General features: G+C 62.9%; 1 protein-coding gene (running past one end of the window). It reads left to right on the top strand.

Annotated features, from left to right (window positions below):
- A protein-coding gene (locus tag MesoLj_RS30985) for an LEPR-XLL domain-containing protein (RefSeq protein ID WP_202323698.1) crosses the window boundary here: on the top strand, positions 1–17,828 show its 3' portion. The gene continues 12,466 nt to the left of window position 1, outside the view; 17,828 of the gene's 30,294 nt are visible here — the last part of the coding sequence; its start codon lies beyond the left edge, outside the window; the stop codon is at positions 17,826–17,828.
- Positions 17,829–17,961 lie beyond the last annotated feature (133 nt).

The raw sequence follows: 17,961 nt of genomic DNA, 5'->3' as shown, positions 1-17,961 counted from the left end.
ACACCGAGAACATGATCGGCGTGCTGACCGAAGCCTCGATCACCGGCAAGTCCGCCGCCGACAAGGCGACGATCAGAGCGGCCAATGTGACGGTGAGCGCGGAAGATACCTCGCACATCGCGGCCAAAGCCGGTGCCGCCGCGATCTCGGCGGCCGTTGGTTTAGTGGGCGCCAGCGTCAGCTTCGGTGTCGCAATCGCCAAGAACACGATCGCCAACGACGTCGACGCCCATCTCGATTTCGCCGACGTGGCGGTCACCGACATACCGATCCACAATCCCGACTACACGCATGATCCGGTCTATACCAATGATCCGACAGGCGTGGCCGTGGTCGACAAGAATGAACCTGCCGCGAATGCGCCCGCGCCGGGCAAGATCACGGTCTCGGCTACGGAAGGTGCGACGATCGACGCCATTTCTGCCGCTGCCGCCGTCGCCATTTCTGGAGGCGCGGTGGCCGTGTCCGTCGCTGGCGGCGGTGCCGTCGCGACCAACGTCATTCTTGGCGGAACCCGCGCCTACGCGCTCGACAGCGTCCTCGACGCGGGCGGCGACATTGACTTCAGCGCCGCGAACACATCGGCCATCTCGGCCGACATCATCGCCGCGGCCGTTGGCGTGGCGATCGGCGGCGTTTCGGTCGGTGCCTCGCTCGGTTTCGGCGTCGCGCTGAATTCCATCGGCTACACGGTCGGCGGTGCGCGCTCGGCGGTCGAGGTTTCGGCCTACCTGAAGAACACCAATGTCGACACATATGGCACGCTCGGCGTGTCAGCGAACTCCAACCAGTCCATCGATGCCAATGTCGCCGCCGCATCGGTCGCACTCGCGGTCGGCATGTATTCCTTCAGCGCCGCGGGCGCGGCCGCCACGACGCTGAATCGCGTCGGCGCCGACGTGCACGGCTTCATCGAGGGTGGCATCATCAAAGCCGGCGACGTTGCCATCGAAGCGATCGACTCGTCTTCCATCGATGCTTTTGCCGGCGCGGCCGCCGTGGCCATCTCCGTCGGCTTCGGTGGCGGCAGCAGCGCGCTGGCGCTGGGCGTCGCCTATGCCGAGAACCTGATCTCCAACGACATCTCGGCCTACGCCAAGAACACGAACATCACCGCGACCGGCCAGATTCCGGTGCAGTCGAACGGCTATATCTACACCTTGCCCGGCGCTGTTCATCCGGGCACGGGCATCTCGACCGTGGTCAACAACGTGCTCGTCTTTATCCCGCCGGTGTACGATCGCGTCATGCCTGCCTATCAGGCCAAGACTGGGTCGCTGGCGATCACCGCCAGGGAAAGCGCCTCGCTCTCGTCCGCCGCCATCATGGCCTCGCTGGCGGCATCGACGGATATCGGCGTCACCGTCGCCGGTGGCGGCGCGGTCACTAAAAACACCGCCTCATCGAGCACGGCGGTCTCGCTGACCGGCAGCACCATCAACGTCAACGGCGCGTTTACCATGAGCGCGCGCGACGTCACCTCTGTGGTCACTGAGGTCGAGGCGATTTCGCTGGCGATCGGCATCTTCAGCCTTGCCGCCGGTGGCGCATCGGCGCAATCCAATGTCAATTCCAGCGTTTCGGCTGAGATTTCCGGCTCGACGGTCACGGCCGGGGCGGTCGATGTCGAGGCGGTGATGACGCCGAAAGCGCGCTCGCAGGCGGCCGGCGTCAACGCCGGCACCGCAGCGGTCGGTGTGTCGGTGGCCAAGGCCTATGTCGACACGCATGTGAGCGCCCAGACCAGCAGCGCCACGTTCAATGTGGACAGCCTGCGCATCGCCGCAAGCCAGACGCTGCCTTCGACCGGCGATACCGCCAACGCCAAGGCCCAAGGCCTTGCCGGCGGCCTGATCGGTGTCGATGCGACGATTACCGAAGCAATCAACACCAGCACGGTGGTCGCTCTGCTCGGCACCGGCACGCTCATCACGGCGGCCCGCAGCGTCAGCGTCGCAGCGCAGAACGACAGCCGCCAGCGCGCCGATTCCAACAGCGCTGCATACGGTCTGGTCGCCGCGGGCGCCACCAAGGCCAAGGCGCAGTCGCTGCAGCATTCCAGCAATGGGGTGCCGGTCGCCAACACCACGGCCCAGGTGGCCGACAATGTCACGATCAGCGCTGGTGCGATGAGCATCTCGGCGCTGGGCAGCGACGACAACAAGGCATCGAGCTCGCCGGGCGCCGGCGGCCTCGTCGGCATCGCCGCGGCGGTGGCTGACACGACCTCCAACGCCGTCACCCAGGCGGTGCTGGGAAACAACACGCAGGTAACGCTGTCCAAGGCCGCTACCCAGTTGGCCGGCGAGAGCGCGGCGGCCTTCACCGCCTACCAGGGTATCGCCGGCCGTTTCGCCATGACCTCCGACCATCTGGCGCGCGCCAACACGGTGATCGTCACCAGCGCCTATGGCTTGCTTTCCGGTTCGGGCGCCGAGGCCGACAACAACATCAACTCGACCTCCAACGTGATCGTCGGCGACGGCGCCAAGGTCACCGCCTATGCGATCAACGCCACGTCGCTCAACCGGTTCGACAAGCCGAATATCGGCGACAACGTCAACGGCAGCACCGGCGGCCTGGTCAACGGCGCGGGCGTCAGCAGCGACACGCACCTGACGCTGAACACCAAGACGCTGGTCAAGAACAATGCCCAGCTCAAGGTGATAGGGACGTCGATCAACGCCGGCGAGTTCACGCTCGCGGCGCGAAACGACATCACCTTCTACGAGAACGTCTCCTACAAGGGCGGCGGTCTCGGGTCCGGCATTGGCGCAGAGAGCACGTTTGACGCCGACAATGTCTTCGCGACCGTCCAGATCGGCACCAACACGGCCGTCGACAGCAATGTCGAACTGAGCACCGTCGGCGAGATGGATCTCAAGGCCGACACCAACGCAAATGCGGAACTGCATGTCAGCGTCGACAACTATGGCGGCGTGACCGTGTCCGTGGCCGACGCCACCATCAATCTCAGCCCGACCAACAGCATCCTCGTCGGCAACGGCTCGCACATCAAGGCGCTGTCCGACGTCAACATGCTGTCGGGCATGGATGCCAACTCCAACCACGACGTCTATCGCGTGGCGGTCTACAGCGACACCTTCGCCGGCAGCGTCATCCCGATCGACCACGTGGTTTCAGACGCGCTCCTGTACCAGGAAAACGTCATCACCATCTATACCGCCGCGCTGGTCGAGACCGGCGGCAACGTCAGGCTGTTCGCCGATAAATCCGCCTTCGCCGACATGACCTCGCAAGGCAAGGCGGTCAACTGGGCCTCGTCGCTGTCGGGCGCCATCGACAAGGCGCTGGGCGGCAATGCGTACGCACAGTTCGACGGCACCGCGCACACCGATTCGCACGCCTTCGTCACCGTCGACGGCACGGTGAGGACCGGCCTCAACCGCAACATCAATATCACCATCAACAGCATCGGCGGCACAACGGCCAACCCGACGATCGACTATAGCGGTCCCGGCTCCGAGACCGTCTCGCTGAGCGTTGATCAGGCGCCGCTGGTTTCCGGTTATTTCGACCTGATCGCCGATGCGGAAAGCAAGAAGGCCCAATACGCCGACAACCAAGACCTCGTCGATTTCTACGATCGCGAGATCGCGCGCATGACCAACGAGCTGCTCTTCCTTGGGCTTGCCAAGGTGGAAACGCTGGTTGACGGTAACGGGAACCCGATCCTGGACTCGAACGGGCATGTTCAGACCGCGCTTTTCGCGGTCCAGAAAAAGGTGCTGACAATCCATGTCGACCCGATCCTGGCGGCGGCCGGGTACATCGACATCCGGGGCGATGTGCTGCAGGGCCAGGGCAAGCTCGACGCGCCCGGCAACGTCAATGTCACGATCGTCAACAACACGGTCGCATTCCTCGACATCGGCGGCATCTACATCCCCGAGAACAATGGCGGCGTCTACTTCAACGGCTTCCAGAACGAGATTTCGCAGATCGACAATCCGGCGACCGATCCGGCCGTGGTGCGCGGCCTGCTCAACGGCGTGATCGCCGCCCAGAACCAGGCCAATGCCAACTCCGACAATTCGGACGGCCAGCGCGGCGGCGAGCCGGTGTTGGTGCCGGGCCTCGTCAACCTTGATATTACCCGCACCTTCGGTGTTGCGCCGGTCAACAAGGTGCTCATTCAGAACACGCTGATCGTCGATACCGCTCACAATCCGTGGCCGGGAATAACGATCTCCGGCGACATCGACGCGATCTCGGCCGACGTGACGATCGATAACCACGTCGGCTCTGGCAACATTACCATCACCGGCAGTATCCACAGCGCCTCGTTGAAGGTCATCACCGCCGGCATGGTGGTGATCGACCTGCCGCCTGGCAGCGTGCTCAACACCGGCGGCGACCCCTATATCGCCTGGAAGCAGATCACCAGTCCGGATGGCATGGGCGCGGCGACCGACGCCAACCGCGACGCCGAACTCGCCAAGCAGCCGACCAGCGGCATCTATGCCAGCCTGATCTCGATCAACGCCGAATATGTGAACCTCAACGGCCTGATCCAGAGCGGTTCGAGCGACTATGTCCTGAACATCGGCGCCGACACGATCGCCGAGATCGACCAGATCAAGAAGGACATTGCCAGCGGCAAGATCCAGGGCGGCAAGGTCATGCTGAAGACCGTCCAGTACAACGAATTCAAGGCGTACTGGGATTCCGACCTCGGCAAGATCGTCGTCCAGGAGTTCAGGACGCCGGCCGGATCGATCACGATCACCGGCAAGCTGATGAACACCGGCAACGGGCAGATCAAGGCGCTTGGTGCCTATGTCAACGTCACCGTCAACAATGCGTCCAACTACGACGTGCTGATCAAGCGGATCGACGTGACGGAGCGCGGCCTCGGCACGATCATCCTGAACGACAAGTCGAAGCGTACCGACGGCGGCTACACGCAGACCTGGTACCAGACCCAGATCGACGGCACGGTCGACGTACGCGTTGTCGACTTCGCGCCGGTGTTGAACGCGCTCGGCGCAAACGGCCAGCCCGTGCCAACCAAACAGATGGTCGAGACCGGCGCCGTGACGCTCAACACTTACGCCGGCCAGCACAACGGCACCTGGGACTACGTCACGCAGTACAAACCGCAGGCGGGATGGCGCTACGGTTGGTCGGTTGCGACCAAGACGCTGGAAAGCGTGACGACCACCTATGGCACGTCGGCCTGGCTGGGGATCGATTTCCTCGCCAGGGATCCGGACAACGTCGTCAATACGGAATATACGCTGCTCGAGAAGCCGACCCTGGTCCCCGGCAGCGATTATTTCTACCAGAGCAACGTCTCCGACCCCTATACCCACAGCTCATCGACCGTGACGCTGAGCGAAACCCCTCCAGTGCCTGGCGACAAGTGGACGACCAGCACCTGGTACGGCAAGAAGACCTACTACCAGAAATACACTGTCGAGCGTCGCACGCAGACGACGGCGACCAATTCGATCAAGGCCGATCTGCCGGTGCAGATCAGCTTCATCGGCTACGAGGAAGCGACGGTTAAGGTCAATTCGACCGGGGCCGGCAAGGTCATCATCGACAACGGCATCTACAACGATACCGGCCTTACCCAGATCGTCTCCAACACCACGATCGAGGCCAGCAACGACGATTCCGTCGTGCAGGGCGTGCGCGTCACGCTCGACGGCAATCTGGGCGTCGGGACCGCCGAACGGGCGCTGCAGATCGATCTCGTCGACCTCTACCCCCAAGGCTACAAGGGCCAGTCCGGCGTGAAGCCGACCGCCTACGCCTACCTGACCGGCCATTCCGCGAATGGCGACATCTACATCAAGGAACGCACCGGCGACATGTCGATCAATTCGGTCGTTGCCGACAAGGGCAATGTGACGCTGACGGCTCAGGCCGGCATCGTCGTCGCCGATTCCGGACCGGGCACCTACCTGCAGGGTCTGGTGAAGGGTGCCAAGATCACGCTGGTCGCCGACACCTATGTCGACGGGCAGGGCGCCTTGCCGGTCGGCGCGCAGGGCGGTGTCGGCAATTCGGCGCTGCGTCCGCTGCTGCTCGACTCGGGTGATACCAAGGACGACAAGGTCAACATCAGAGCGCAGGGCGACGTCTTCGTCTCAGAAGTTGCCGGTGACCTCCACCTTGAGCGTGCCATCACCCAGGGCGACGTCTGGATCCAGGTCCAGAACGGCTCGCTGCTCGATTCCGACGACGTCTCGGTCAAGGACAAGCGCACCTATGATGAACTGAAGGCCGGCGTCTGGACCGATCTGCAGCTGACCGGGACCACCGGCGTGCAGGACAAGATCAACTCGACGCTGCTCGGCTACGAGATGCTGAAGCGTGGCGACTACGACACCTATTGGCGCCTCAAGGCGAACTACGACCAGGTCTCGGGGACGGTGAAGCTCAGCGATGCCGAGCGGCAGTACTACGAAGACACGCTTTCCCCGGATGACGCCGCGGCAGCAATTGCCACGCTTGAAGCCTCTCGGACGGCGCAGTTCACCAGTCTCGACGCAATTTACGCCAGCTATGGTTCGACCTATCGTCCGGACATCGAAACCGCCTACAAGCAGTATTGGGCCTATCGCCACACCCAGGCGGATGCGACCAGCTACAATCCCGGCACCGCCGTCGGCCTGACGGCGGGCCAACTCACCGATTATGCCGACCTGCAAATGATGTTCGGCCGCCTCGGCGAGACGCAGCAGGACACGACGCTGTTCATGAGCGCCGATATCAAGGCCGACTATGACCAGTATTGGAACTATCGGAACGGCCAGACCGATCCGACGAAGTTCGATCCCGAATATGTCGTTGCCATCACCGGCGCCGAATTGACCAGCCTGACAAGCGATCTGACGACGAAGGGTCAGCTCAGCGGCCTTTCCGGGAGTGCCCTCGACGCCTATGTGGCCGATGGGATACAGACCGAGCGCGATATCCGCACCACGGAATACCACAAGCTCAACGAGCAGTTCGGGACGCTGAACGAGACGCAGGAGGACGCCAGCCGGACCTTCGGATACAAGCTCCTGTTTGCCGAGGGCGAAAAGGCGGCCGAACTCACCAGCACGATCAAGGTCTGGTCCGAGGCGGAACTGCTCAACGCGTTCGGATCCGGACTGACCAAGTCGGTGACCGACACCGAAGTGGTGATCGAAAGCGCCAACATCGTCGGCAAGAACATCGAGATCCACACCAGCCAGAACATCGGCATCGTGCTGGGCGAACTCAACATCGATCTCAGCGACGGCAACAAGCATATCATCCTGACCGACGACCAGCGCGTCGCGCTCGCTGCCGCCGAGCGGCAGGACATCGTCTATGTCGGCGGCTATGAGACCTCGCCTGGCGTCGTTGCCAGTTCCTATATCGCCTCGACAGTCGTCAACTTTGCCGCCCTGGCCGGCGGCACGAAAGGTACGATCACCGGCGCCAGCGCCTGGCCGGCCGGCATGTTCAAGCCGGGTGACCTGCTTTACATCGCCGGAAACACACAGAACACGACCGAAGACGACGCCTATTTCACCATTGCCTCGGTGGTCGGCAACGTGATCACGGTAAACCTTGCTCCCGATCAGTCGTTCGTCACCGAACTCGGCCGCACGGTCACGCTCGCCGCCGTCGTCGACGATCCGCTGAGCACGACCGAGCGCATTACCCGCATCATCGTCAATCGCCGCGAAGACGTCGACTTGACAGTGGGCAACCTGCTTACGGCCAAGGCCGGGGGCGCCATCTATCTCGGTTCCGAAACCACCATCAAGCTCGACAATGTGGTTGCCGGCGAGGGCCACGCGAACGGCGACGACATCCGCATCAAGACCAGCGGCAGTCTGATCAACGGCGCGACGAGCGGCGTCAATCTGGACGGCGCCAACATCCTGCTGGAAGCCAGCAAGGGCCACATTGGCGAGGACGGCACTCCCGTCACCGTAACGATGCGCGGCGAGGGCGGGCTCATTGCCAGGGCACAGGACGATGTCCGCATCACCGCTCCGACCAGCGATCTCAGGGTGGAATCCGTCTATTCGAAGGGCGGCGACGCTTTCCTGACCGCGACGGTGCAGTCGATCCTCGACGCGCTGCCGGGCTCGACCGCGACCAAGGTGCAGGCACAGCATATATCGCTCAGTGCCGGCGGAAGCATCGGAACGAGCACCAACGCGCTCGAGATCGACGTCACCGGCAACCTGTCGAGCGACCCTGCGATCAATGCGACGAACCGCGGCACGATCATCGCGATCGCGGGCGGCTCGATATTCCTGACGGAAACGCACGGCGACATGAATGTCCGCGGCATCCATTCGATCAACGGGGATGTCACTTTGGTCGCCGAAGAGGGATCGATCATCGATGCCGAGCTTCCCGATCCAAACTACAATCTCACCATTCCGGACTCGAATATCGACCCGTCGCATCCGACACGGGCAGTCGTGCTGCCAAAGGCCGATGTCATCGGCCGCAACATCAACCTCACCGCGCATCTCGGCATCGGCACCGTCGCCAACGAGCTTGATATCGACAGCTCCGCGTCCGGGCCGGGCACTGTCAGTGCGCACACCGATCTCGAGAGCATCTATCTCATCGAGACCTCGGGCGATCTCGTCCTCAACGAGGTCGGCGCCGGGATGGCCAATGCAGCGGCGTTCGCCGACGCGGTGGCCTTCATCACCGCGGTCAACGGCAGCATCCTGAACGGTCGCACCGACGGCCTTGCCAATGTCATTTCGAAGAAAACCTATCTGTTCGCTTCCAAGAGCATCGGCACGTCCTCGAAGCGCGTCACAACCTCGGTCGCCAATCTCGAATCCTGGTCCTACGAGAACGACACGTGGATTCAGAATCTTGGTGCGCTCGAAGTTGGCGGCGTGCGCGCCGAGACCTCCGGCGTCAATGCCGGGGGCGGCGCCTATATCATGGCGTCGAGCCCGATCCTGATCACCGAAAGCAGTATCGCCCAGCACGCCACGCTCGAATTCTGGGCCGAGGACGACCTAGAGGGCACACACATCGGCGATGACGACCTGCCGGACGACATCACCGTCGCGGCGGGCGTGACACTGGAAGCCTCGGTTGGCGATGTTCGTATCCTGGCGGGCGACAACGTCTACACCGATGCGACCTCGGTCATCATCTCGCCCACCAAGATATTGATTGCCGGCGACTATCAGGCTCCGGCGGTGACAGACCCCGATCCAGGCGTGGGCTCCAGCATCGAACTGCACGGCACGCTGCAGGCGCCGCAGATCGAGATCGCGGGCGGCGGCGACAAGGACAACATCCTGATCGACGTGGCCGCGCTGCGCGGCAACACGCTTGTCCATGGCGGAGGAGACGAGGATCTCATCACCGTCAACAAGCTGCCGTCGATGACCACCTACCTGGGCAAGGACGTGGCGCCGGGCGCCAACGGCCTGCCGGCCTTCGGCCGCGACGCGACCGGTCGCATCATTCGCGACGAACTGACGATCGACGGCGAGGGCGGCACGGATTCCGTGGTCGTCAACATCAAGGGCAATGCCGACTACGTCGTGAACATCCATGACAGCGGCGCCGGCGGTGACGGCGTCGACACGCTGACGATCGAGGGCACGAGCGTCGCGGACACGTTCCTGTTCCGCAAGAACTTCATCGCCCATATGGTGCCGGACGGCAGCGGCGGCTACAAGTCCGCCGTCGAGCGCATCAACTATGATGCCAGCAGCAACGGCCGCGTCATCGTCGAAGGCAATGACGGTGACGACCGCTTCTATTTCGACGACAATTCGGCGATCCTTACCGTTGACGGCGGCATCGGCAACGACTTCTTCCAGGTCGGCCAGATCTTCGGGAGTTCACGCGACCAGAAAGTCGATGCGAATGGCAAACTCGACCCGAACGGCGCCTATGCCATCATCTCGGAAGAAGACCGCTTCGCCACGATCGAGACGACCCTTGGCTATCTGTCGCAAGGCATCAGCGTGCCGGCCGTGCTCTATGGCGGCAGTGGCGAGGACATGTTCGTCGTCTACTCCAACCATGCCGACCTCAGGCTCGAGGGCGAGGACGGCAATGACGAGTTCATCATCCGCGCCTTCGCGCTGGCCGACGGCGTCAATGTCAAGGTCAATGGCGGCAATGGCGACGACGTCATCCAGTACAATGTCAACGCGCCGGTCAACATCGATGGCGGCGCCGGATTCGACAGGGTCGTGGTGTTGGGCACCGAGCTTGCCGACACGTTTGTCATCACCAAGGACGGCGTCTACGGCGCCGGCCTGACGGTCAAGGTCAGCAACGCCGAGGCGATGGATGTCGACGGCCTCGAGGGCGACGACACGTTCTACGTGCTGTCGACCGCCGACGACATCGTCACCACCCTGATTGGCGGCCTCGGCAGCGACACCTTCAACGTCGCGGGCGACGTAACGCAGACCGTTGTGTCGGACGATACCAATGGCGACAGCGGCACGATCACGCATACGGTGACCAGCGCCGACCCGCGCTACAGCGGCCTGTTCACGCCCGGTATCGATCTTACCACCAAGGGCAGCACGGCCGTTGCGGTCAATGTCGGCGACGGGCTCACGGTCAAGGAAGACGACGCGACCTCGGTGGACAGCTACACGCTGACGCTGCCGATGGCGCCGGTTGCCGGCACCATCGCCTATGTCACGGTCTCGGCCGCGCAGGCGTCGGCCCAGCAGCGTGCCAAGCAGGGCCAGACCATCCTGGTCTCGCTGACCGGAAACGCCGACGACTGGCACGAAGCCGTGACCGTCGCCTTCGACGGCTCGAACTGGCAGGCAGGGCGGCAGATCTTCGTCAAGGCGATCTCCGACAACGCCGAGGAGGGCAAGACCGTCGTTGCCATCAGCCATTCGGTCATCAATGTCGACAGCAATGGCGTCGCCCAGCCGCTCAACAATCTCGAGATCCCGAACGTGCTGGTCACCGTCATCGACGACGACAAACCGGACGCCATCATCACCGAAAGCGGCGGCTCGACGAGTGTGATCGAAGGCGGCGCCGCCGATGGCTATACTGTCGTGCTGAACAAGCCACCGGCAGTCGGCGAAACCGTCACCGTGACATTGTCCTCCAGCAGCAACCAGGTTGATCTGTCGCGCACCGCCATCAAGTTCGGGCTGGTCGCGGATGCCGCGAACAATGTCTTCGCCTGGAACGACGCGCAGACCGTGCTTGTGTCCTCGCCGACCGATTCCACGCCCGAGAACCGTATTGTCGCCACCATCAGCAATGTCGTCACTTCGGACAAGGCGGATGGCGTCTATGCCGTCGTCGATACCCAGAAGGTCAGTGTCGAGGTGGTCGATTCCGATACGGCAGCGGTTCGGATCATCGAAACCAATGGCAGCACCGTCGTGTCGCAAGCAGGCGAAACCGACAGCTACCAGATCGTGCTGACGACCAAGCCGACCGCGCCGGTCACGGTCCATATTGCCATTGACGGCCAGGCGCGCGTCGATCTCGCCGCTTCTCCAGGCGTGCAACAGGACGCCGGCGGCTATTTCGTGACGTTCAACGACACCAACTGGGATCAGCCGGTTACCGTCAACCTGGTCTTCGACGCCGCCGGCCAGGCGCCGCCGGAAGGCATCCGTGTATTCTCCCAGCAGCCGCATGACCTGACCCGCATCGGCGGCCCCCTGTTCGTCGAAGGCGGTGTCGGACCGGAAGACCGTTCGCTGACGCCTTCGGTGGCGCTGCCGGACGAGTTCAACCCGGAAGTGATCCGGCAGATAGAAGTCGATGACGGCACCGATGTGGACCAGCTCGTCGTATTCAGCGACACCGCCCAGGCGCCGCTGACCGGCGTGTTGACCGACACGCACATTTCCGGCCTGGGCATGCCGGCGAACCCGTTGTCGGTCGACTACAATGACGGCAATCCGCCGGTCAACGTGCCGCGCGGCATCACCTACACCAACCTGCAGGTGGTCGAGGTTCTGCTTGGCGTGGCCAACGACAACTTCACCATCAACAGCACCAAGGACCAGACCTTGACCGTCGTGCATGGCGGCGGCGGCAGCGATACGCTGACTGTCCACGACAGCACCGGACCGGTCGTCTTGTTCGGCGACACCTCGGCCAATGGCTTGCGCTACAGCTCGACGCCCGGCACGCCGAACGGCACCGCCTATTCGTTCCTCAACACCGGTGACGACATCATCGACGCATCGGGCGCCCATGGTATCGTCGTCATCGACGGAGGCGCCGGCAAGGACACGCTGACCGGTGGCCACAGCACGAACTTCATCGCCGGCGGCGCCGACGCCGACCATATCTTCGGTGGCATCACCGGCAAGAACTGGATCATCGGCGACTCGTCCTTCGACGTCGACTACCTCAACCGCACCGTCATCATCGATGATGACGGCATCAACGCCCAGGGCGTCACTGAAACGGCCGGCGCCGATATCATCACCGGTGGTGACACCGGTGACGTCATCATTGGCGATCACGGCATCATCACGCAGGTTGCGACCATCGTCGGTTCCAGCCTCGTTCTGGTGCCCGGCACGCTCGACATGATGGTCGACCGCGCGGTGATCAAGGTCGAGACATCGAACCCGTCGGTGGGCGGCGACGACCAGATCGACGCCGGCAAGGGACCCAATATTGTCTTCGGCGGCTTCGGCGCCGACATCATCAAGAGCACCGGCGGCCAGGACCTGATCGTCGGCGACAATGGCAGCGCCGAATTCGCCAACGGTCTGCCGAAGATCGTCAAGACCACCTATCCGCAGTTTGGCGGCGCCGACCAGATCACCAGTGCCGGCGGCCGCAACATCCTGGTCGGCGGCTCGGCCGGCGACACCATCAAGGTCCTCGGCGGCAGCGCCATGGACATCGGCGACGTCGTGCTCGGCGACAATGGCGTGATCCTGTTCGACGCCATCGGCAATGTCACCAGCATCGAAAGCACGGACCCGATCTACTACGGCGACGATGTGATCGAGACGGGTGCGGGCGACAACATCGTGATTGCCGGCTCAGGCAACGACAAGGTGACCTCGCAGGGCGGCGACGATGTTATCCTCGGCGACAATGGCAAGGCGACGTTCGCAAACAACATCCTGCTTCGCATCGAAAGCACCTTCGCCGATTTCGCACCGCTTCTGAACGGCGCACCTGTGCTGATCGGCTACAAGGATACGATCAAGGCCGGATCGGGCCGCAATGTGGTCTTCGGCGGCAATGGCGACGACGATATCACCGCCGGCGACGGCGACAGCGTCATCCTCGGCGACAACGGCCTGGCGATTTTCGATGCGACAGGCCGGCGTGTCTCGGTCGAGACGACAGATGTCACCTATGGCGGCAACGACACCATCGCCATCGCCAGCGGCAATCATGTGCTGATGGGCGGTTCGTTCGCCGACAAGATCGTTGCCGGCGGCGGCAACGATGTCATCCTGGGCGACAACGGCATTGCCCTCTACGTCGATGGCAAGATGAGGTCAGTGCGCAGTGCATGGACCAAGGACGACGGCATCGACGATATCCAGGCCGGCAACGGCAGCCATGTCGTGTTCGGCGGCGGTGCAGGTGACAAGATCAAGATCGGTACCGGCAACAGCGTCGTCTTCGGCGACAGCGGATATGCCGAGTTCGACAACACCTTGCCGACGCTCGCCTATTCGATCGACACCGCCAAGGGTGGTGCCGACACGATCACGACCGGCGATGGCGACAACATCGTGGCTGGCGGCGCCTTTGGCGACGCGATAACCACCGGAAATGGTGCCGATGTCATCTTCGGCGACAACGCCCGGTTCGAATTCGCGATCGCAACTGTCTTCGGACAGCGCGTTGCCAACCTGCAGAGAGGCTTCACCATCAATCCGCTTGATGGCGGCAATGACTTGATCAATGCGGGCGGCGGCAATGACATTGCGGTCGGCGGCACCGGCGCGGACGAGATCCACGGTGGCGCGAACGACGACCGCCTGTTCGGCGATCATGCGCTGTTCGACCTGACGTTGCCGGAAAACCAGCGGATCATCTCGATCTACACCACCAATCAGGACGGCGCTGGAAACGACACGATCTACGGCGATGCCGGCAACGATATTATCGTCGGCCAGCAAGGCAACGACCGGCTGTTCGGCGGCGATGGCGATGACGACATCACCGGCGGCCACAACGTAATCGGCGGCGCTGACGGCGACGACTATGTCGAGGGTGGGGCCGGCGAAGACGTCGTGCTCGGCGACAATGGCCTGATCGCCCGCAAGGTGGTCGGCGGAACGTCGTGGAAGAACACCGTATGGCAACTCGATCCGGCAATTCCCGGCAAAGCGCCGTCGTTGCTTCGCGACGTCATCCGCTTCGATCTGATCGATGGTGTCGGCGGCAAGGATGAGATCCACGGCGGCGATGGCGATGATCGGATTTTCGGCCAGCGTGGCGACGACCGTCTGTATGGCGATAACGGGATCGACGAGATCGTCGGCGGCCTCGGGTCCGACACGATCGAAGGCGGCGCCGGGGTGGACTATCTGCTCGGCGACGAGGGCCAGATTCTGCGGGCTTTCAACCCCAACGGAACCGCGTTGCTGAACAGCGACGGCAGTTGGCACCGCGATGTGGTGCTGGAAGAGGTCGCCACGATGGTCAGCATCGTCTCGATCAGTTCCAGCAAGACGGCATCGCGCGCCAATCTGGCTTCGAACCTGCTCAGTCCCGACATGCTGCTGGTCGGCGGGATCGTCGATGCCAATGGCGTCCAGGTGACGTTGGCTGGCGGGACATGGGACACGCAGGCGATCGGCATAGACCTTGAAGCCGCCTATGATGACCACATCGACGGTGGCGACGGCAACGATGTGATCTTCGGCCAGCGCGGCAACGACACGCTTCTTGGCGGGCTCGGCGACGACACGATCTTCGGCGACCGCGCCTCCAACGGGAGCGGTTTCCAGACGGACCTGCCCAAGATCGTAAATGCCTATCGCATCATCGGCGCGGCAGCGGGTCTCAACATCTCGCTGCCGATCGGCGGCCAGCTGGTGGTGCCGGGTGCAAACCTGCTGCCATCGGAATTGACGAATTCCTTGCCGCAGCTCGAGATTCTGCCGGGGGCCAGCGGCTTCCTTGGCGAGTTCTCGGCCAAGAACGACATCATGCGCGTCGATGGAAAGCATATCGAGGTGTTTGCCTCGGTGCTGTCGGATGTGACGCGGGTGAAGGACCTGGCTTACGGCAATGACATAATCGACGGCGGTGCCGGCAACGATAGCATTTTCGGCGACGACGGACGTATCACCACCATCACCGAGACCGGCCTGACGGCTATCGACAACGAGGTTGCCGGCCTGTCGGTCTCGATGAACGACCTGCTGCTCGACCTGTCATCGCTTGGATTTGCCAAAAACGCGCTCGATGCGGCTCCAAAAGCGGCCATCATCAATGTGACGGTTGGGGCGGACCAGATCACCGGCGGCGATGGCGACGACACCATATTCGGCGATACCGGGACCATAATCGTGCCGGCGACCGCGCTGACCATGGTCGGCACCAACCTCACCGCTGGGGCGCTCAGCCTGCACAACTGGCTGATGGATTTCCAGACCGTCGTCACCGACATGTCGTACACGGCCCATGCGGCCGGCGAACAGGTGATCGCCGATTTCGGCGTCAAGACCAATACGACGAATGCCACCTTCGTTGCCGGTCAGTCGACGCTGCGGGGCGCAACCTATCGGCTGAACATCGGGAACGACGTCATCCATGGCGGCCTGGGCAACGATTTCATCGTCGGCGACAACGGCATCGTCGTGCTGCCGGCCGTGAGCGCGGCGAATTCAGCCACGCTGGCCGGCGTCTCGACGGCCGAACTCTCCGCTGTCAACGCCGCGCTGGCGGCGCAGGACAAAACCCGGACCACCGCGCTGGCGGCCCATATAGCGCGCGACCACGCCATCAACGCCAACGCCAACAAGGTCGGCAACTGGCTGTTCGGTAACGGCCTGGGCTATGCGCTCAATGTCGGCAACGACCAGATATTCGGCGATGCCGGCAACGATGTCCTGATCGGCGACGTGGGGCTGATCGAGCAGCCGATGCTGACGATCGCGAGTACGTCGACGACCGCCAAGCCGATTGCCGACGGTCTGCAAGACGCCTTCTTCAAGACGATCGATCGGCTCTATCTGGGCAATATCAGCGCGACGCGGGCGCGTGCCGAGGCTTGGGGCGTACAGTCGACCCTTAACGCTTCCAAGACCGTCGACTGGTCGCAGAACGGGTCAAGGAGTTCCTGGCTGCTCAATACCCAGGACAAGCGCCAGTCGCAGCGTCCAGCCGCCGATTACATTGTCCTCGACAGCGATGTCATGGACGGCGGCATCGGCAATGACCTGATGTTCGGCGATATGGCGGCCGTCATTCCGATCGTCACCGGCACCACAGGCGCCGGCATGATCCAGAGCATGCGGGTCCTGCCTGTCGGGGAAACCGCCGCTACGCTGACGGCGACGCTCCGTTACGTCTACAACTATGGCGCGTTCGGTGCCTTGCATGGCGCCTTGACGACCGATGTGAACACGCCATCGCTGTTCAAGATCGATGCTGATCGGCTTATCGGCAACGACGGTGACGACGTTCTCTATGGTCTGCTCGGCGACGACTATATTTCGGGCGGTGCCGGCAACGATCAACTGTCCGGCGGCAACGGCTTCGATACCGTCAATGGCGGCATCGGCACCAACATCTATGCCTTCGATCGGACACGCGACAAAGTCGAGGCCAGCGGCGGCACGGATGTGGTCCGTCAGTCGCTGGATGCAGGCTCCAGCAGCCTGGTGCTGGGCAACTCCTGGATCAGCCCGCTGATGACGCAACTTGGCGCCAATGCCAGGACCGCGGCAGCATCGCTGGACCCGATCGGATTGAATTCGGTCAGGGTTGGCGCCGCATCAGCCCCGGCGAATGGCATCAGCACGACGCCCAAAATCATCAACACGGTCGCTCAGCCGCCGGTCTATCGCCCGACCGCTGACTTGACGTTTATAAAGGGTTTCGATGAAACGACGCTGCCCAACGCGGCCGAACTCCTGATGGCGTTTGCGGCTGCCAAGCCGCAAACGGATGTGCAGGTCTCCGCGGCGGCGGTGAAGCCGGCGGCTGCTTTGGCAGTGGCAGCTCCGGCAGCGAAGGCTTCGGTTGCGCCTGTTGTGACAGTGGCGCCTCCGGCTGCGCCTGTGGTGACAGTGGCAGCTCCGGCAGCAAAGGCTCCGGTTGCGCCTGTGGTGACAGTGGCAACTCCGGCAGCGAAGGCCTCGGTTGCGCCCGTGGTCAAGACAGTGGCGGCTCCGGCGGCGAAGGCCTCGGTTGCGCCTGTGGTCAAGACAGTGGCGGCTCCGGCGGCGAAAGCTTCGGTTGCGCCCGTGGTCAAGACAGCGGCGGCTCCGGCGGCGAAGGCTTCGGCTGCGCCCGTGGTCAAGACAGTGGCAACTCCGGCGGCGAAAGCTTCGGTTGCGCCCGTGGTCAAGACAGCGGCGGCTCCGGTGGCGAAGGCTTCGGTTGCGCCTGCGGTGAAGACTTTGGCTACCCCCGTGAAGAAGGAAAATACTGCGGCGCCGTCCCAGCTGATATCGGGCATTCGCAGCGGCGACATCACCATCAAGGGCACCACAGTCGTTCCGACGCCTTCGAAAGATGTCATTCGCAGTGTTGGCAATGTAGCATTCCGGATCAGGGAAGAGTTGGGGGCCGCCCCCTACATCGATCGCGACGTCCTGTTCTTCGATGCCGAGACCGGTTCGTTCGAGCTGCCCGCCGATCATGACGACGATATAGCTTTTCACTAGAGCAATTCCAGGAAAGTGTGAGCGGTTTTCCGTCCGGAGTTGCGTCAAAACAAGGAGTTAGAGTGGTTCGCCGTTTCTATGAAACGGTGAAGTGCTCTAAGTCATGGATCACCAGATAGACCTAGCGCACCTG

The organism is Mesorhizobium sp. 113-3-9 (assembly GCF_016756515.1).
In the GTDB taxonomy this organism is placed as follows: Bacteria; Pseudomonadota; Alphaproteobacteria; order Rhizobiales; family Rhizobiaceae; genus Mesorhizobium.
This window is presented reverse-complemented; position numbering and strand designations above follow the sequence as displayed.